Origin of the sequence: Microcoleus harperi Pol14_C6 (genome assembly GCF_036701295.1) — a bacterium.
GTDB lineage: Bacteria > Cyanobacteriota > Cyanobacteriia > Cyanobacteriales > Microcoleaceae > Microcoleus.
The window spans coordinates 196036-215888 of the sequence record NZ_JAUBQN010000006.1; the positions used below are offsets into that span (position 1 = coordinate 196036).

General features: G+C 44.9%; 15 protein-coding genes. 11 read left to right on the forward strand and 4 right to left on the reverse strand.

Annotated features, from left to right (window positions below; all coding sequences use genetic code 11):
• Positions 1–4: 4 nt before the first annotated feature.
• The 5 genes from QUA27_RS07420 (at position 5) to QUA27_RS07440 (ending at position 6610) form a co-directional block, all read left to right on the forward strand.
• Positions 5–169, forward strand: a complete 165-nt coding sequence (locus QUA27_RS07420) for a hypothetical protein (RefSeq protein ID WP_333067227.1) — start codon at positions 5–7, stop codon at positions 167–169.
• Positions 170–179: 10 nt separating this feature from the next.
• Positions 180–1097 (forward strand): hypothetical protein, encoded by a 918-nt coding sequence (locus QUA27_RS07425; RefSeq protein WP_333067228.1) that lies wholly within the window; start codon positions 180–182, stop codon positions 1095–1097.
• Between the two features lie 85 nt (positions 1098–1182).
• Entirely contained in the window at positions 1183–4158 is a 2976-nt protein-coding gene (gene pruA, locus QUA27_RS07430; RefSeq protein WP_333067229.1) for an L-glutamate gamma-semialdehyde dehydrogenase, read from the forward strand.
• Between the two features lie 124 nt (positions 4159–4282).
• On the forward strand, positions 4283–5953 hold the full coding sequence (locus QUA27_RS07435) for a glycosyltransferase family 39 protein (protein ID WP_333067230.1): 1671 nt from the start codon (positions 4283–4285) through the stop codon (positions 5951–5953).
• A 177-nt stretch (positions 5954–6130) separates the two neighbouring features.
• Positions 6131–6610 carry a hypothetical protein gene (locus QUA27_RS07440; RefSeq protein WP_333067231.1) on the forward strand — a complete coding sequence of 160 codons (480 nt, stop codon included), beginning with the start codon at positions 6131–6133 and terminating at the stop codon, positions 6608–6610.
• A 139-nt stretch (positions 6611–6749) separates the two neighbouring features.
• Here QUA27_RS07440 and QUA27_RS07445 read toward each other — a convergent pair whose 3' ends face one another.
• Positions 6750–8795, reverse strand: a complete 2046-nt coding sequence (locus QUA27_RS07445) for a S8 family serine peptidase (protein ID WP_333067232.1) — start codon at positions 8793–8795, stop codon at positions 6750–6752.
• A gap of 254 nt (positions 8796–9049) precedes the next feature.
• Between QUA27_RS07445 and QUA27_RS07450 the strand changes: the two genes are divergently transcribed.
• The 4 genes from QUA27_RS07450 (at position 9050) to QUA27_RS07465 (ending at position 13093) form a co-directional block, all read left to right on the forward strand.
• Positions 9050–10111: a lysylphosphatidylglycerol synthase domain-containing protein gene (locus QUA27_RS07450; RefSeq protein WP_333067233.1), complete on the forward strand. Its 1062-nt coding sequence runs from the start codon at positions 9050–9052 to the stop codon at positions 10109–10111.
• A gap of 214 nt (positions 10112–10325) precedes the next feature.
• Positions 10326–10979, forward strand: a complete 654-nt coding sequence (locus QUA27_RS07455; protein WP_333067234.1) for a DUF1190 domain-containing protein — start codon at positions 10326–10328, stop codon at positions 10977–10979.
• Positions 10980–11041: 62 nt separating this feature from the next.
• Positions 11042–12349, forward strand: coding sequence for a glutathionylspermidine synthase family protein (locus QUA27_RS07460; RefSeq protein ID WP_333067235.1), 1308 nt, complete (start codon positions 11042–11044; stop codon positions 12347–12349).
• Between the two features lie 18 nt (positions 12350–12367).
• A complete protein-coding gene (locus QUA27_RS07465; protein ID WP_333067236.1) occupies positions 12368–13093 on the forward strand; it encodes a hypothetical protein in 726 nt (241 codons plus the stop codon).
• 159 nt (positions 13094–13252) lie between these two features.
• Here QUA27_RS07465 and QUA27_RS07470 read toward each other — a convergent pair whose 3' ends face one another.
• From QUA27_RS07470 to QUA27_RS07480, 3 genes are all read right to left on the reverse strand, one after another.
• Complete coding sequence (locus tag QUA27_RS07470) at positions 13253–14002, reverse strand: amino acid ABC transporter ATP-binding protein (RefSeq protein WP_333067237.1); 750 nt, start codon at positions 14000–14002, stop codon at positions 13253–13255.
• Positions 13968–15431: an ABC transporter substrate-binding protein/permease gene (locus QUA27_RS07475; protein WP_333067238.1), complete on the reverse strand. Its 1464-nt coding sequence runs from the start codon at positions 15429–15431 to the stop codon at positions 13968–13970. The genes QUA27_RS07470 and QUA27_RS07475 overlap by 35 nt, the downstream gene beginning before the upstream one ends.
• Positions 15432–15774: 343 nt before the next feature.
• Positions 15775–16335, reverse strand: a complete 561-nt coding sequence (locus QUA27_RS07480; RefSeq protein WP_333067239.1) for a DUF2726 domain-containing protein — start codon at positions 16333–16335, stop codon at positions 15775–15777.
• Between the two features lie 170 nt (positions 16336–16505).
• Between QUA27_RS07480 and QUA27_RS07485 the strand changes: the two genes are divergently transcribed.
• Positions 16506–19529, forward strand: a complete 3024-nt coding sequence (locus tag QUA27_RS07485; RefSeq protein ID WP_333067240.1) for an NACHT domain-containing protein — start codon at positions 16506–16508, stop codon at positions 19527–19529.
• A 106-nt stretch (positions 19530–19635) separates the two neighbouring features.
• The gene (locus QUA27_RS07490; RefSeq protein ID WP_333067241.1) at positions 19636–19776 is read left to right on the forward strand and encodes a hypothetical protein; all 141 of its coding nucleotides are present in this window, start codon (positions 19636–19638) and stop codon (positions 19774–19776) included.
• Positions 19777–19853 lie beyond the last annotated feature (77 nt).

Below are 19853 nucleotides of genomic sequence, written 5' to 3' on the forward strand. Positions count from 1 at the left end.
ATTTGTGAACACTCAATATTTGCCGAAAATTGATAAATTGCGATCGCCCCAGCAGATAGATTTATCGAGCGAGAGGGACGGCATTTTGTCAAGGGCCTTGCCGTATTTGTGCAGTGCAGGCGATCGCACCAGTAACGTAAAATGTCTAAAAGCGGTCTTTGTAAAATAAATTTAGCCCCATGAGCGACGAACAGGAAAAAAAACAAATTTTGACTCAGCAACCGGAAACAATCTCCACTGCTAGCAATGAGTTAGATCGCAGTGAAATTGCCAGGACAGATTCAACTTCCGCATCAGCAGAAACTCCCGCCGAAATTGCCGCGCCCGAAGATATTTCAGCCCCAATCGATGAGGCCGAAACAATTCCACTTCCCGCCGATAGCGCCCCGGAAACAACTCAACTTCCAAGTGATCCGACTCCAACAATTCCAACTGCCAACCCCGAACCAAAACCAGCCAGAGCTTGGCAAATCTTAGCAGTTTTTCTCAGCGGAATGTTAGTCGGTTCCGTACTGAGTCTCGGCAGTTTGCTAGCGTGGAGAATGTATCAGGAAAGAGCGAACCTTCAAATCAAACTACCCGCTGACGTACCCCTCCCCGAAAGCCCTCCGCCTGTCGCAACAGCGCCCGCCAACCGCCGGCCCGGACTTCCCCCAGCACCTGGAACTCGACTGCCCGCCACAATCTATCCGTCGCCCCGTCCCACTCAAATACCCTCTGTGTCTGGCGTTCCGCAACTTGCTTCGCCGTCGCCGTCGCCGTCGCCGTTACCTTCTCCTTCTCCCGCTGTGGTTGAAACCCCTGTAACCGAGCGAGTGTACTTTCAAGCTGGTGCTACGGGAACTACTCTAAACAGTAGTTTGCGAGCCAACATATCCAAGCGCTATTTACTGGAGTGCAATAGCGGCCAAAGCATGACAATAAATGTTCAACAAGGTCAAGTTAGTGCAGCAATTATTGCTCCTAACGGTGAAAAAATAGGTACTGCAAATAGTACCAGTCAGTGGCAAGGTCAACTAGCCAGCAGCGGCGATTATACTATTGAAATTTCCGGCGACCGCCAAGCAAACTACGGTGTTAGAATAGAAGTGAAATAGCAAGTATAACTGTATCAGGGGGGAGTTACAAAATACATAAACCCGCCCTGCTTGCGAATTACAAATTACCCATTACTAATTACCAATGGTCGCACAAGTATCTCCAAGCATCTATGAAGCAAAAACTCAAGAAATTGCCCAAGAAATCCTGCGGGCAACTCAAGAGAAAAAGCGATCGTTTTTTGGCCAACTGCAAGACCAAATGCGCTGGGACGACAAACTGATGGATTGGGCGATGGCTAACCCCGGACTCCGGGTGCAGTTGTTTCGATTTATTGACTGTTTGCCTGCCCTCCGCAGCAGGCCGGAAATTGCCCGCCACTTGCAAGAATACCTGACCGCTGAAGAGGTAGAATTGCCCGAAGCATTAAAAAAATTGCTCAACTTTGCCAACGCTGATTCTGTTCCGGGTCAATTGGCAGCGACGACGGTTGCGCCTGCTGTGGAAACGTTGGCGCACAAGTATATTTCTGGGGAAAATATCAAGCAGGTAATTAAAACCTTAGAGCGACTTCGTAAAGATAGAATGGGTTTTACAGTTGACCTTTTGGGGGAAGCTGTCATTACTGAAGCGGAGGCGCAAATTTATCTTAACCGCTATTTGGAATTGATGGATGAACTGGCTAAGGCAGCGAAGAATTGGCCACAAGTAGATGCAATTGATAAAGCTGATGATGAAATTTTGCCGCGAGTGCAAGTATCCGTAAAATTAACAGCTTTTTATTCTCAGTTTGACCCTTTGGATGCTAAAGGTAGCGAGGAGAAAGTAAGTGAGAGAATTCGCATTTTACTGCGCCGTGCGAAGGAATTGGGCGCGGCCGTTCATTTCGATATGGAACAGTATGCTTACAAGAGTTTAACTCTGAGCATTCTCAAAGACTTATTGTTAGAAGAAGAGTTTCGCAGTCGCACGGATATCGGAATTACATTGCAAGCATATTTGCGGGACAGTGCCCAAGATTTGCGAAACCTGATTGCCTGGGCAAAAAAACGCGGAAATCCGGTAACAGTGCGGCTGGTAAAAGGCGCTTACTGGGATCAGGAAACTATCAAAGCGATGCAGAAAGATTGGCCGCAGCCGGTCTACAATGACAAAGTTGCTACCGATGCCAATTTCGAGCAGATGACGCAGTTGCTGCTAGAAAATCACGAATATTTGTATGCAGCTATTGGCAGTCATAATGTACGATCGCAAGCGAGGGCAATCGCCATTGCCGAAACTCTCAATATACCGCGCCGCCGCTTTGAAATGCAAGTGCTCTATGGCATGGGCGACAAATTGGCTAAGCTTTTGGTCGATCGGGGTTATCGCGTCCGAGTCTACTGCCCCTACGGCGATTTGCTGCCGGGAATGGCTTATTTGATCCGCCGTTTGCTGGAAAATACCGCCAACAGTTCTTTCATCCGGCAAAGTTCCGAAGAAATCCCGATCGAACAATTGTTAGCCGCGCCAGTTGTTAATGGAAATGACCAGCTAGTTTACAGCAAAGTATTTCCCAACGTTGCCGATACCGACTACGCCAATACCAAATTGCGGCAACAAGCAGAAACAGCGATCAAATCAGTACGCGCCAACTTAGGTAAAACCTATTTACCCCTAATCAATGGCGAGTACCAAAATACTGAAGCAACAGTTAATTCCCTCAACCCTTCCAATCCCACAGAAGTAGTTGGCACCATCGGATTGCTTTCCGAAGAACAAGCCAAACAAGCCCTTGAAGCAGCAAAATCCGCCTCCACCAGTTGGCGGAAAACTCCCGTTCGCCAGCGCGCCGGCGTCCTCCGCAAAGCCGCTGAGTTGATGGAACAGCGGCGACACGAACTGTCAGCTTGGATGGTGTTTGAAGTCGGCAAACCCGTCAGAGAATGCGATGCCGAAGTCTCCGAAGCTATTGATTTTTGCCGCTACTACGCCGACGAAATGGAACGCTTAGAACAAGGGAAAAATTACGACATCCCCGGAGAAACTAACCGCTACAGCTATCAGCCGCGCGGCATTTCTTTAATCATTTCACCTTGGAATTTCCCCCTCGCAATTCCCGTCGGCATGACAGTTGCCTCGCTGGTGGCAGGTAATTGTACTTTACTCAAACCTGCGGAAGTTTCCTCAGTAATTGCAGCAAAAATCACAGAAATTTTGCTAGAAGCCGGAATCCCCAAAGGCGTATTTCAATACGTGCCTTGCAAAGGTTCAACCGTCGGCGCTTACATGGTGAAACATCCTGACGTTCACATGATTACTTTCACTGGTTCTCAGGAAGTTGGCTGTCAGATTTATGCCGATGCTGCGATTTTGCAGCCGGGACAAAAACACCTGAAGCGAGTAATTGCGGAAATGGGCGGCAAGAATGGAATTATTGTCGATGAAAGTGCGGATTTAGACCAAGCCGTTGCAGGCGTAGTTTATTCGGCATTTGGCTACAGCGGTCAAAAATGTTCCGCTTGTTCGCGAGTAATTGTAGTCGAATCAGTGTACGATAATTTTGTGGCAAGATTGGTAGAAGCGACGCGATCGCTCAATGTCGGCCCAGCAGAAAATCCAGGCACTCAAGTCGGCCCTGTGATCGATGCAAATGCCCAGTCGCGCATCCGCGAATACATCGAAAAAGGTCGCGCCGAAGCTAAAATAGCTTTAGAAATGCCGGCCCCGGAAACCGGTTATTTTGTCGGCCCAGTCATTGTTACGGAAGTATCCCCGACAGCAACTATCGCCCAAGAAGAAATTTTCGGCCCAGTTTTGTCGGTGATTCGGGCAAAGAATTTCAGCGAAGCGATTGTTATTGCTAACGGCACTAATTTTGCTTTAACCGGCGGATTGTATTCTCGCACGCCTTCGCATATCGATCGAGCCTCATCCGATTTTGAAGTCGGAAATCTGTACATCAATCGCGGAATTACCGGCGCTGTGGTATCGCGGCAACCTTTCGGAGGATTCAAACTTTCGGGAGTTGGTTCTAAAGCTGGCGGCCCAGATTATTTGCTGCAATTCCTCGAACCCCGCACCATAACCGAAAATATTCAGCGGCAGGGTTTTGCGCCGATTGAAGGAGTGGATGATTAATCATTCCTTTGTTCGCAGTGAGCACTGAAGTCCTCTCTCTGGCTGTTAAGTTAGTAGGGTGCGCTAGGCGCACCTTACAGGTGGGGTAAGAGAAAAAATTTGTGCCAGATTAGCTAGTTATAAAATGGAATCTACTAAAGCTCGCGATCGATTAAATTCTCACAACCTTTCAGTTGACAAGTGGCTGCGATTTTTAATTATCGCCGTATTAGTCATAGGTATTTTATTTCGGTTCGCCAATCTCGATCGCAAATTTTACTGGATCGACGAAACATATACTTCTTTGAGAGTTTCGGGCTACACCGAAGCCGAAATAATCAAACAAATTTCGTACCAGAAAATAACCTCCCCTGCGGATTTACAAAAGTATCAGCAAATAAATTCCGAAAAAACTGTAAGGGATACCCTGAATTCTTTAGCAACAGAAGACCCCCAACACCCCCCTCTGTATTACGTACTAGCGCGATATTGGGCGCAATGGTTCGGCAGTTCCGTTGCAGCAATGAGAAGTTTTGCCGCCGTGATTAGCCTGCTAGTATTTCCCGCAATTTATTGGCTGGCTTGGGAGTTATTTGAATCTTCAGCAGTAGCGTGGATGGCGATCGCCATTTTCGCAATTTCTCCCTACCACATCCTATTTGCCCAAGAAGCGAGACAGTACAGTTTGTGGACAGTAACTACTATTTTATCCAGTGCAGCCTTGCTGCGAGCAATGCGCCCTGAGTCAACTCAAAATGCTGTTGCCCTCGTTCTTTCCTGGGCGCTTTATGCAGGCACAGCAACACTGGGATTTTACACACACTTGTTATTTGTCTGCGTCGCAGCCGCCCACGCAATCTACGTCGCAGTTATGGCCAACTGGCGCGATGTGAAAACATTCATTTCCTATTATGTAGCATCTTTAATCGCTTTGATCGGCTTCATGCCTTCCCTGGTACATACTGTAGAAAACTTCAATCAAGTTAGAAGCACAACAGCATGGGCAGAACAAACAAATTACTTAAGATTAGTCAGCAGGTGGGTTGGTTCTATCAGCATAGCATTTTTTGATATTGGCATTGATGGAACTGCCAACGTTACACAACTAGCTTTGCTAATTCCAGTTGGTATCATGATTTTAGCTTTGGTCGGCTATGCCCTTTATTATCTATGCCGACAAACACCAAAGCGAGTGTGGTTGATTGTATTGTTATTAATTGCAACAACTGCTTTGTTTTTAGCAGTACCTGATATAATCAAGGGTGGAAGGCGATCGGGAAATCCGCGATATTTAGTTCCTTGTTATGTGGGAATTCAGCTAGCAGTGGCTTACCTGCTGTCTGCAAAAATTAGTAACAATTTGGAGAAGTTAAAACAGCCAAAACTGTGGAAAATCGTTATAGTTGCAGTTTTTTGCGCAGGTATTATATCCGGTGGAGTTAGTTCTCAAGCAGATATTTGGTGGAATAAAGGCAGCGGTTGGTTGGGTGCCTTGGAAGTAGCCGGGAATGTCAATCAAGCCAGCAATCCGCTAATTATCAGCGATGCCAATATCGCATATATCATGCCTTTAAGTTATTACCTAGAACCAAAAGTCAAACTGCTAATAGAACCCCACTGTTACACTTCTTGCTACAAAAATCGAGAATTGGCAAAGAAAAAACCCCAACCCCCGCAAATTCCCGGCGGTTTCAGTGAGTTGTTTTTATACAGACCGTCCTCTACTTTGCGATCGGCAATTCAGCAACAAAACTATCAAATATATCCGGCTGACCCTAATGTCGAGCTTAATCTATGGAAAATTACCAAAAAATAATCTAAAACATTAAGGCCAAAAACAGGGTTTTGGTGCCAAAAAATAAAGGTCTTATTCACGGCGACATACTGACCACAAACGGTATTTTTGTAACTATGTCGCAAGTATAGTTCAATAGGGTTGCTTTTCGCGGTAAGCTAAAAGTTAAGAATCAAAAAATAACATCAAAAATCTCAAATGACAGTCACTGAAACCTCCAACATTCGTAAACTGCTGTGCGATCCCGACTTAGGCCTGATTCCTCACCTAGAAAAGTGCCTGAAAGATTTGCATTCATCTGCGATCGCCAACGGAGAGAAATTCAAGGTAGAACCTTACGATATAGAACTCAAAAGCTGCCACACCCAGAAGCATCCCAACGACCAAAAACCCCTCGTCACCCAGTCAGTGTTAATAAAAGTTCCCCTGACTGGGAAAGTTCAAGACAAGATGCACCTATATCTGATCGCAACTGAGTTGCAGAACCAAATCGACATTAAAATTATCGACTGGAGTGCCTTAGAACGCCGCCAATACGACATTCAGGGTATCCCCTTAAAGCAGCCGATCACAAAAATAGACGGCCAGATGAATTACGAATTAGTATTCGATCGACCAAGCTACTGCTGCATCACCCTGTGCCGCCAATTTGACTTAACTTACGCGGCCAATTTTTAATACCAATTCCCAAAAGTAGGGACACGGCATTCCGTGTCCGGGGCGGGGAGTAGGACACGGCATTGCGGTGTCCCTACGGTTCGCTTTTAATAATTGGTAGAAGATTGAGGATTGTAGATCGATCGCACTTGCATCAAATTCAAACCGCTCGATTCGCAGTTTCCGCAAGAATCCTCTTAATATCAGCAGGAGTCAGACTCGGATTAGCTTGCAACATCAAAGCTATCACCCCGGATACTTGCGGCACTGCCATTGAAGTACCCGCAAAATATTGATAGGGAATCCCCGGTTCCGAAAGCGGCACAGTTGAATAAACGTCACCAGAATCCGTCGTGCCGCCGTCGCCGCCCGGACCAACAAAATAATTAATTGCCTCCGAACCCGCCCGGTTAGAATAATCCGCAAACAATCCATTTCGGGTAACAGCACCGACAGCAATTCCTACCTCATTGGCAAACCGAGCCGGATAATCTACTTGTGGGCGAGCATCATTTCCTGCCGCCGAAATTACGATCGCGCCTTGAGCTTCAGCCAGTCGAATCGCATCCAATTCTTGAACATTCAACTGTAGGCCGCCCAAACTCACATTAATAATCTTCGCTCCATTTGCCACCGCATAATTAATCGCATTAATTTCATCCCGAATTTTACCTACCCCGGTACTATCGAGTATTTTCAAAGGCATAATCTTCGCAGTTGGAGCCGTTCCAGTAATCCCAACCCCATCTTTTTTCGCAGCAACTAAACCCGAGATATGAGTGCCGTGATTGTTATCATCCATCGGGTCATTATCGTTGTTGACAAAATCCCATCCCCGGAAATCGTCAACAAAGCCATTGTTGTCGTCATCAACCCCGTTGCTAGCTTTATTGCGACCGATCGTATCAACACCGGTTTCCCCCACATTACTCCAAATATTCCCCGTCAAATCCGGGTGATTGTAGTCAACTCCGCTGTCGATAACTGCCACCACAATTCCGTCTCCAGTCAAGCCCCGGGCCCAAACCTCCGGAGCTTTAATTAAATCTCTGCCCCACTCCTCGCCGCTCAAGTCGGGAACATCAGGAAAAGGTGCAGTACCTTGAGCTTTAGCAACTGCCGCCGCTGCATTCACCAAACCGAACCCAAAACGAGAGTCAAAACCCTGCAAGTTGCTCGGATTGTTAGGAGAAACAGTTGCAGGAGTTGCAGACAGATTTAGGGTGAAATCTGTACTGCCTTGGTATTGATAAACTCGGACAAAGTAAGTTCCTGCGTCTAAACCGTTGATCTCGATCGACTCCGGCGATAAATTCGGTTGTTGAGAAGAAGCAATAATATCGGTGAAGTCAATAGAAGTGTCGCCGTTAAGATCTTTAATTAATGCCACGTCAACATCCGCCGTCAAACCGCTGACAGTTAATTTAAAGTCGCTAGTTGCAGGCAAAGTAAAGCGGTAAAGGCCGTCTGGCCGGGCGTTGCTAACTGAATCTGCGATCGTTTGAGTGCCACCCAAAACGCCTAAATCGCGAGCTTGATCGAGTTGGTTGCCCAATACGGTAGTTGCAGAGATGAATGTATCGGCGAGGTCTTGTGGAGATGCGTTGGCTACCAAGCCTAAAATAGCATTGGATTGGCGAATTTTAATTAATGTATTGGAAATACCGGGGGCGATCGATATTTCTTCGAGAATCAAGTCAGCTTCGGTAAGATTGTCAGTCAGGCCGATCGAATCCACAAAACTGTTAAAGTCAGTAATAACGTCTGCAGCACCCGGATCGGAGACTGCGGAGTCGCTGCGGAGGACAAAGGTATCTGGGCCCAAACCGCCTGTCAGCGTATCTTTGCCGCCATCGCCCACTAAAACGTCGCTGCCGTCGCCGCCGTTGAGGGCGTCTCCTCCCTTGCCTCCCTGCAAGGTATCGCTGCCGGCATCGCCAAACAGGAAGTCTGCGCCGGCACCACCGTTAAGCACATCGTTGTCTGCACCACCGAACAGGGTATCGGAATTGCTGCCGCCGAGAATGCGATCGTTACCATTATCGCCACTAATTATTTCGGCATCCGACGAACCGATAATAAAATCGTTGCCGCCAAGGGCAAAAAATCCGTTAGGATAAGGAGTCAAAAAGCCCGGAGTCAAGGCGAAACTATTGGGGCTATCATCTAAAAGATAGGAAAGACCGTCAGGGCTCGGGCCGGGCATAGAAATGTACTCCTAGCGAGGTATATCGATCTAAATTTTAGATTTTAAATTTAAGTTTGTGGTTAAAAACGCCCTAAATAGTCTGTAAGGCGGGCATTATACAAAGTCTGTAGAGGTCTGCATAGGTTAGGTTAAACAGATTTATTCCGTCATATCGTGCCGTGTAAATCAACCACAATTCCGCCTTACCCCCTCTTAAATATAAAATCTAAAACAGTATAACTTAATCCCAAATTCAAAATCGGGATCAGAAAATGGGAAAACAACACTTGCCTCGAATTCAGAATTTTTTAAATCTCGCGAAGTCGCATTTAAAGCCTTATTTGCGCTATTTGATTTTGGGCGGGACGTTTTTATTTATTGCCAAAGCGTTTTTAACTCACTGGCGAGAAGTGGCGAATATCCAAATTCGAGCCGAAAGTTTTCCGTTGCTGGCGATCGCCCTTGGCGTCACTTTATTTTCTCTAATTTTTGTCGGCTGGGTGTGGATGTTGATTTTGCGAGAATTCCGCCAACCTGTAACTGCCGCCTGGGCGATTCAAGTTTTTCTCAAAACTAATATTGCCAAGTATTTACCAGGGAATATTTGGCATTTTTGGGGTCGAATATTGGACGCAAAAAAGGCAGGTATTTTCCCGAAAGCTGCTACTCTCAGCGTGTTGCTGGAACCGCTGCTGATGGCTTCTGCGGGCGTTTTAATTGGGTTGATTTGTTTTGACAAATTCAATTGGTTTTTGCGGATTGTCGGTTGTGCGGCTATTTTAACGGCGATTCATCCCCGAATTATAAATCCGATCGTTCTATTTGTAGAGCGGTTGAAGTTATCCAAGAACAATGGGGAAAATTCAAAGGCTGAGGAGGCGGCGGGGGAAGGACTGAATTTTAGTGTAGAGTCTACCTCAAATATAGCTAAAAAAACATCGAATGTCAAGTCCCGCCACAAAATTAATTTGCCAATTAAACGCTATCCTTTAGTGCCGTTAATCGGACAAATGTGTTTTATAGGATTGCGGGGCTGCGGTTTTTTGCTAACTGTAATGGTTTTAACCCCGGTGAACTTTAGCAATATTCCCCACTTGTTCGGTGCTTTTTGTTTTGCGTTTGTTGTCGGTTTAGTCGTACCGGGTGCACCGGGCGGAATGGGAGTATTTGAAGCAACGGCGATCGCCCTGCTGTCCGATCGCTTTTCTACGGGTATAATTCTGAGTGCGGTGGCTTTGTATCGGATAATTAGCATTCTGGCGGATGTTTCGGGTGCTGCTTTGGCAAAGCTCGATCGCCAGCGAAATCAGCGCAGTCAAAAAAAGCGAATTTGAAAATAAATATTTGAGGAAGATAATTTGCTGCGATCGAGGAATCCCTGAATCGGGGAATGTAGTAAAAGCTATAATCAAAGTCCTGAGTGCCAACTCACAGACTTAGGTAAATTACTTGAACTTTGGCTGACTGTGTAAATCCAATCATCTCAGTGGCAGCAAATTCCTCACATTACAGGTTCTTTGAAATAAGGACTCTAACCTCCGGTTAGCCATGACTCATAACAACAATAGAACGACAACAATTCGTTACCTTCTAATTACATCAGGTGTACTGGCGAGCGGTGGATTAGGCTATCTTGCTTATACCATGTTGCACCAACCCAACGAAGTACGCTACTACGAATCCGAACAGCAATGTATTGTAGATGCGACGAACCAAAGCAACGGGTTCACCAAAGAGCAGTGTCAGGCCCAGTTCCGGTACGCAATGCAGGAATACGAACGCATTACGCCCGTGTATCGCACGCAGCCAGAGTGCCAAGAAGACACAGCAAGCATTTGCTCGCAGGTATCGAATTCCAGCGTTGCTACCCCCGGATGGCGACCAGAGTTCGGCGGCTTCTATTTCACCGATGATGTCGATGATGATGCCCCTCCAACAGTGGTCAACGGCGTCAACGGTGGCTCCTACACGGTTTATCCAGTGCAACCCGTTTACCGCTCCAACATCGGAATTGTAACTCCAGATAGAACCCTGATTACTCGTCCCCTACCGGGCATACCGCTAGATTCTCCCTACTTTTCCTCGAGTGGCGACACCCCAAATCGCCCCCCAGGCCACGCAGCTCAGGGAACCATCAAAGGACGGGGGAGGTTTGGTAGCGCAGTCCGTTCCACGGCTCCTTTGGGAAGCGGAGGAAAGTAACCAAGACCGATTTTTCTCTATTTTTCCATATTCTTCAGTGTCACTAGCAAGGTGCTTCATCCATGTATCCCTTTTTGTTTCAGCGACGGCGCAACTGGCAGCAGCACGTATTAGAGAACGCCTACCAATGTCAGCCTCTTGCAGACATCAACCAACGCTACTGGGCAGAAGCCTTAGAGCGTCCCTTTGGGGTGATGTTTTCGCGCCAGGAAGAGGCGAGAATCTGGGATGCTACTGAGGCTCTTTGGGATATGTGTCGGGAGTTTTTGGACTGGTTTTTTACCGCTGATGGCCTAGAAAATCGGATGAAAAAACTTGCTATTCCCCCTGCTTTCTGGGAAGCAATTCAGGTTTCGTGGGATCGGGTTGACGAAGCAGAAGATATGTCTCTTTATACCCGTTTCGATCTTGCCTTCACTGAAGATGGAAAAATTAGCCTTCTAGAAATTAACGGCGAAACTCCTCTGTTGGGTGCAGAAACAGTCTATCAATGGCTGTGGTTAGATGACATGAAAAAACCAAGCCGAGATTTGCGATCGCTTCCCAACGATGCCAATCAGTTCAACAACTTTTGGGACGAAGTTGCGGGTCGATTCCGCACTCTAAGCCGTCATTATGATTTAAAGAAGTTCGGTCTGAGCTTGTTAATTGACGAGCATCTGTCAGAAGATACCGAGATGGCAGGACAACTGGTCGAAATTATTAATCAAGAATTGGGAAACGATCGCTTTTTCACCCAACTTGTAGGATTGCGTAACCATCTGGGCGTGGATGAAGAAGGATTTTTTGTCGATCAATTCAATAATCGGATCTTGCGGCTGTGGAAAATCGTCGATTGGCTGGATTTGCAACTCGCCAGCCAATCCTTTAACGCAGATGAAGCCCTAGCATCGCGCCTGATAGCAGGGGACGTGAAAATCATTGAACCGCTGTGGAAACAGATTTTAAGCAATAAAGGATCGATGGTGTGGATGTGGGAATTATTTGGCAACCACCCAGTGTATTCTCAATTCTTGCTACCCACTTTCTTCACAGATACTATCTCGCTCGAATCCACAGCATTACTGACCCAAATGCACGTCAAAAAGCCTCTCGTCGGTCTAGAAGGTGTTGGGGTTTCTATTGAAACAGGCGATTTTGTTGCCGGAGCCGTTCACGCCCGCGAGGCGATGGGCTACGATCGCGAAGGATTCATTATTCAGTCCTATCAACCCTTGCCCGAATATTTTGGCTACCACTTCGTCGTAGGTTCCTGGATTGTCGGCGATACTCCATCCGGCATCGTATTGCGCGGAGATACCAATCCGATCACCGGACGACATTGCTTAATCGTTCCGCATATTGTGAGCGATCGTCTGGTGAATACTTAACTTCTAATCAGAAAAACTATGAAATTACAAACTCATGATGTCCGGGGAATTCCGATTCTTAGCAGTGAGTGGAGTGTAGATGAATTTATTGCCGATGAGTTGAAAATTCCCGAAGTCGCGCCTACAATTCAGGCTGGATTTATGGATCTCCTCAGCCGAGATGTGTTCTCTGAGGGAGACAGTCAGCCACTCTACGAGCATCTGCTATCTCGCAGTTCGGAGTTCTCGTTAGAATTCATGAGTGCGATCGAACTTTGGCTGCAAGACGAATTACGGCACTACGTTGCTCTGCGTAAGGTCTATCACATGGTATCAGGTTTGTCCCCAGAGGCGATCGACCAAAAAAACCAGAGTCGGGTGCACGAACTCGAACCGATCTCGTTTCTGATTGAGAACGAATTCACCATTCTAGTTGGTTTAATGTTTGACGAAATGGGTTCCGTGTGGTCTTATCACCGGGATATTAAGGAATTCTACCAACACTATGGGAACGGCTTTGCTCGCGTAGGACATTTGGTGACGCAGGATGAGGGGCGGCATTTTAGGAATGCTGCGACTCTCATCCAACATCGCCATCCCGACAAAATCGATCGGATAGAACCGTTATTAGAAAAGATTAGCGAGATGGAAGCCCGTCTTGCTTATTATCCCAAGACTTTCTTTCTAGATCACGCTCAGGAAAGACACCGCTTTCCGAAAGATTTTAATAGCCAGGTGATTCAAAGAATTCTCTCCTGTTTCTAACAGAATTACCAACTTAATCATCAGATCGACATTATTATACTTTCCGTGGCGATCGAGCATCTCAAACTGACGCACCCTACCGCAACTTTCTCTTTCTCCTCTAACTCTCTCTGTGTCCTCTGTGTCCTCTGCGGTTAAAAACTCTAATTATTATATGAATTAAAGCATTTTTTCCAGAAATTGCTTGGCGCGATCGCACTTCGGGTTGCTAAAAAACTCCTGCGGCGGCACATCTTCCGCCACCTTTCCGCCATCGAGAAACAATATCCGGTGGGCGACTTCCCGCGCAAAACCCATTTCGTGAGTTACAATTGCCATTGTAATTCCCGTTTTCGTCAAAGCTTTCATCACATCTAACACTTCTTTAACCATTTCTGGGTCGAGTGCAGAAGTCGGTTCGTCCATCAACAAAATTTCCGGTTCCATAGCCAAACACCGGGCGATCGCCACCCGCTGTTTTTGTCCCCCCGAAAGCTTAGAAGGATAAACATCCGCCTTATCTGACAAACCGACTTTTTCCAGCAATTCTAAGCCCTTCAGACGCGCCTCATTCGATTCAACCTGCTTCACCTTTACAGGCGCATAGGTCACATTTTGCAGCACAGTCATGTGCGGGAACAAGTGGAAATGCTGAAAAACCATCCCCACTTTCTGGCGGATTTTCATAATATCTGCCTTTGGCAAAGTGATATCTACGCCGTCAATGTATATGTGTCCCGAAGTTGGAACTTCCAGTAAATTCAAACAGCGTAAAAAAGTAGACTTGCCGCACCCCGAAGGCCCGATAATGGCAATCACTTCTCCTTTGTGAATCTCAGTAGTTATCTCGCGCAAAACCTTCAGATTGCCAAAAGATTTATACAGGCGATCGACCTTAACTGCTACTTTGGAGTCTGCGTTCGAGTACATTGGCCCCCCAAGTTAAACTAAGCACCATCAAATAATAAATTGCGCCGACAAATATCAAAGGTTCAAAGTAAATATACTTTTCTGCTCCCACAATTGTAGCGCGGCGCAGCAAGTCTTCTACGCCAATTACTGAAACTAAAGCTGAATCCTTCAGCAAAGCAATACTTTCATTCACCAATGCAGGCAAAATATTTTTCAACGCTTGCGGCAAGATAATATCGCCCATCATCAGTTTGTAGGGAACGCCAAGGGATTCTGCGGCTTCTTTTTGACCTTTATCTACGGCTTGAATTCCCGCGCGGATTGTTTCGGAAATATAAGCCCCAGAATTCAGGAAAAAAGTAATCACGCCAGCTTGCAGCGCCGATATATTATAGCCCGTAAGCTGCGGCGTTGCAAAATAAACTAAAGTTAACTGCAAAATTAGCGGCGTTCCTCGAAAAATTGAGGTGTAAGCAGTGCCAAACCAGAACAGCGGTTTAATGCTAGAAATCTTAAACAGAGACAGCACAATTCCCCAGATAAATCCGAGAAATGCCGACAGCAAGGTAAAAGTTAGCGTTACCCCAATCCCGGACAAAATATAAGGCAAACTCGGCAAGATTTTGCCAAAATCTAACCCGAACTTGGGCGCTACCGGAGGCTGATTTGCTTGAGCAGGTTCTTGCGGAATTGGTCGAGAAAACCACTTAGTAGCTAGTTCCTTAATTTGACGGCTGGCTTTCATTTGCTGGAGGACTCGGTTGAATTCTGGAACTAATCTCGAACCTTTCGCAAAGGCGATCGCTGAACCGCTTTCTTCAGTATTCGGAATTGTGTTAAACTCCAAGTCCGGGTTCGCTGCTGCATAACCCGTAGCGACAGTATCCTCGATCACTCCTGCCGCGAGGCGGTTCGATTTAATTTCTTGAATGATGTCAGGAATCCTATTGAGAGGAGCCAGTTGCACCCCGGCCATTTTTTTCACAGCTTCCTGCTGAATGCTTCCGAGTTGAACGCCTACTTTTTTGCCCGCTAAATCTTCAGCTTTGGTCAAATTGCTGCCTTTATTGGCGACAATTGTATTTTGAGCTTCGTAGTAAAGGTCAGAAAAATCTACATTTTTTTTCCTTTCTGCTGTGGGAGTCATTCCAGCCATCACAAAATCGGCTCTGCCCGCCTGCAAAGCGGGAATTAAGCCGTTAAAATCCATGCCAACTACTTTCAGTTCGTAGCCCAATTTTTTAGTAATATATTTGGCAATATCGATGTCAAAACCGATGATTTCGTTGCCGCTAACAGCCGTATCTTTAAATTCGTAGGGCGGGTAGTCTGGGGAAGTCGCCAGTGTTAAAGTCTTGTTGGCTTGGGCGTAGCTGGCGATCGCAATTAAACAAAAGGCGATCGCGATCGCCGCCACCAGCATTGATTTTAATTTTAAACGTTTCATATCGAACATTGTCCTCAAACATCCCCTCGCTCAGAAAACATACCACAATAAGGTACATTTTTTAACAATTTAGAAAGGAAAGCTTGTCCGCACAACTCTCACCAATGTTGTACAGTTGTCCGAGTTGCGATCGGTATTTGTAATCATCCAGCATATTCCATCTATATGCGGTACAAGCTATTCAGTAGATCGGAGCAAAAAATGCGATATTACTTCTAAGCCACCGGGTACGATCGAGTGGGAGTAATACCATTGTCGATTATTGATTTTCGATTTGGATAGATGCCGTCTGTAAGTCCTGTGTTAATTACAGGACTTACACATAAAAATTATAGTCTAAGAGTCAACTGTCAACTGTCAACTGTGTTGAATAGTGTTGCAAAAATGCTTCCAGTTCTGTCCGTCCTTGTTGGGTAATTGAGTTGTAGAAGACTTCTTTTTGTCCATTGGGAGTGTAGAAACGATAGAAGCGTCGATCGAGATCGATTTGTCGCAGGTATACTAAGGGAACGCCAACAGATGCAAGGAGTCGGGCTTTTTTGCGATCGCGCACCTGCACCTCTGGGCGATCGTGCCAATGAGATTGACATTCTATCACCAGTTTGGCTTTGCGACTAGCACCACAGCCGCGTTCCATCAAGGTGATATCGACTCTGGAATTCACCCAAAATTTCCAAAGTTCAATGGGAAGACGGGTGAAAGTTTCTGGACGAGAACAGATCATTTCTAGGGGAACTTGGGGACAGTAACGGAAGCGATCGCCTAAAATCATCTCTAGAATATCGATAGCGATCGTTTCTAACCCGTTCATGATTTCTCCGCTTTGGAAGCGGGGAAAGATTTGCAGCGAATCATCATCGCTGTTGAAGTTGAACTCGCCTGAATAGTTATAAGTGCAAGTCATCGATCTGAAGTTGAACTCGATAGTTTGAGGTTATCGAGATAAAGTTGTATAGTCCAGAGACAGTAAGTGCAGTTAGCAAGATTCTTAACTGCACTTATCTGCACTCTCGAATAATCCCTCCTGTTTGCTAGAGTAAAGAAGATGACTAGCGCAACGACTTCCAGCAGCCAATGACAGCAACTAGCAAGAGAAAAAGAGGTTTTTTGCCCAATAGAGAAGGGTTAGCAATTTTGGATGCGAGGAGACAAGAAAAGGGTTATACCTATGACTCGCTTGCAGAAGCAGCAGGACTCAATAGTAACGATCGGGTTAGAAGGCTGTTTAATCCGCACTGGGGCAAAAACGTACAAAGGGATGCCATAGACAAAATTGCTACGGTTCTAGAACTGCAACCTGCTGAGTTTATTGAAGATTGGCTTCCCAAATCAAGACTTTCTACACAAAAACAAACACCTATGGACGTAACTAATATTGATTGGCGGGAAGTTTGCTTAGTCATGCTAGATCGGCAGCAAAAAGAACAGCGAATTAGGCGTAAGGCAACTGAACAGGGATTTGAACTCAATGTTTTTGTACCGCTAGGTTTAATCGAACGGAAACAGCAGCAGCGTCGCAGTGGCAATGTGCCTATGGAATTGGTAAATAAATTAGAAGCGGAAGTCGTTACCCGAATTTACGACCATAATGAATTCATGACTGACGTTATTGGACAAAACCATACTGGAAAAAATAAACATATTGCTATTGTCGGCGAACCAGGATCAGGAAAGACAACGCTGTTAGATAAAATCGCCACTCACATTCAGGAAAATAATCAAGATTTGCCGATTTGCATTCCGCTGGCAAGTTTGCAAGGAAAAATGCTGAAAGACTATCTCCTTCAGGAATGGTTACCGGAAGCTATTTCTCTGCTTTATCCCGATATTGATGTAGAGATGTTTCATGAAACATCTCTACAGAAACGTTTGCGTCATGGTGGAGTTTGGTTATTACTCGATGGTGTCGATGAAATGGGAGAAACTTCACCCGCGCAATTTGAAAAAATTAGTACCCAACTTACTGATTGGTTAGGTAAAATGCGGGTTGTTTTGACCTGTCGAACCAATGTTTGGGATGCTCGTCTCAACAATCCTCTCACAGGTTTTGATACTTACAAAACTCAGGATTTTCAACCAAATGACGTTGATAATTTTATTCAGCAGTGGTTTGCTGAAGCGAAAAATATTCAACGGGGAGAGGAGTTACAGAAAAAGCTGGAAGAACCGCAAAAGGAACGCATCCGCCAACTGGTAACAAATCCGCTTCGGTTATCTCTACTGTGTCAGATGTTCAACAAGAATGAGCAAGCGGAATTACCAGAAACAAAAGCAGAACTATATCAACACTTTGTCCGCTATTTCTACGAATGGAAACCAGCCCAATCGGGTATTGATTGGGCTACTCAACCTGGTTTGCAAGAAGAATTACATCAAGCCCTCGGTCGTTTATCTATAGCAGGATTGGATAGCGATGCTAGATTTCGGTTGCCGCTAAGTTTAATTAAGAAAGAGATGAGCGACAAGCTGTTTAAATTAGCCTGGAATCTCGGTTGGCTGAACTTAGTAGATCGAGAAACTGCAACAGATGAACCTGTTTACGCATTCTTTCATCCCACATTCCAAGAATATTTTGCTTCCTTGGCGATCGATGATTGGCACTATTTCCTGAATCATGTTCCTCATAATCCAGACGAAGGTATTTATCGCATTTTTGAACCGCAGTGGAAAGAAGTAATATTGCTTTGGTTGGGACAAGACCGCATACAGCCAAATCTCAAAGAAGAGTTATTGAAAAATTTACTTAATTTTGATGATAACTGTGAGAAATTTTATAGTTTTCAAGCTTATTTTATAGGCGTCGCATGTCTCTCTGAATTTCGATACTTTTCCTTGGCTGATGAAATGATTGATACAGTGCTTGAGTGGAGTTTTTGTGATTCAATCTGTTTAGAAAGTTTCGAGATACTTGAAGCAACCGCTAGAGCAATCTTACAAGAAACCGATACAATAAGAGTAGTCGATCGATTAACTAAACTACTAAAAAATGATAACGATGATGTGACTCGCGTGCTTGCTGCTCGAATGATACTCCGAATTAATCCTTATCACATTAAGGCTGTCAATTTTTTAATTAACCAGGCTTATCATTATCGATATTTTGGTGATGTTATGCTGTTTAAAGAAGTTTGTGCAGGATTAACAGAATCTGGCATATTGATTCCAAAAATTATCATAACTTTGATCGAATGTATCAGGCCAAATCAGTTGATTCTAAACTCTTCTGATTCTCCCTTTCTATACGATCATTTACGAATAAGTGGTGCTAAGTGTTTAGAGGAAATTGACCCTGGCAATCCACACGTGTTAATCACTCTCTTAGATTTACTCAGGCATAAGAGCTTGGTTGAAGAGGTAATTTTAGAATTTTCAGAATTAGAATTTTTTTCAATTTATTCTTCTAATATTATTTCTACTTTAGTTTGTTTATTACAAGCTTATCAAAATGAAGAAGTTAAGTTAAAAATTGCACAAACTTTAGTAAAAATAGATCCTAGTAATAGGGACGCTGTTGAATTTCTAAAACACTCTATTTTGAATGGCACTGATGAAAGTTATCGCTTGTATGCCGCTAGAAGTTTATGGGAAACCCGTCCTCAAGACGTAGAAATAAGGGAAGTATTTTCTTGTTTGTTACGCCAAAACCGTCACCTGTTACAAGGTAGTAAACGTCATCGTTTTTTTAGGTTATATGATTGGACATTTGAAAAAATGAATTTAAATCTTATGAATAAGCGAATTAACTCAATTAAAGTCAATAATAGTTCCGAGGAATTGATTGTTTCTAGAGAAGAGGAAAGTTTGATTTCAGGTTCTAGTAATATAAGAAAATCGCTTCAAGCATGGGTTGAAGCTCTAAAATCAAAGCAAGCTATTTATGAGCTAGATGATATGGATGTTTTGAGATTCAAGATGGCGATTCCTAGTGATTTATTTTCAAGGGTGGTAGCAAATATAAAAGAGCATTTTAATGATGAATTACTAGAAGAAGAAGAAGAAGAAGAAGAAGCAGAGTGCTACGAAAGTTGCTATGCTATACTGTGGCACTGCGCCCAAAATATGAGTTATCCAGAATTTTATCGCGCTTGGCACAGTTAACCATCCACTACAAATCTAGAAGCATCCCACAACATCATACTTAGCACTGCGACAATGTAAAACGCATTTCTCCTAACCATCCGAATCTCATAGATGCAGTTTTGAAATGGCTGCATCGATCGATTTTGGAGGCTTGAATTTTGATTTTGGCAGAAGGCGATCGCTTTTTCACCAACTCAGGCGCGATCGCACTTACACCCCCAAATCCAACTCGATCGAAACATTTATTCATCTTTCTCTGCATTAACGAGACTTAAACAAAAAATCAGTGCTAAGCATGGTAAAATGCTTAGTAGCTAAGGTTTTCACATCGAGTCACAGGCA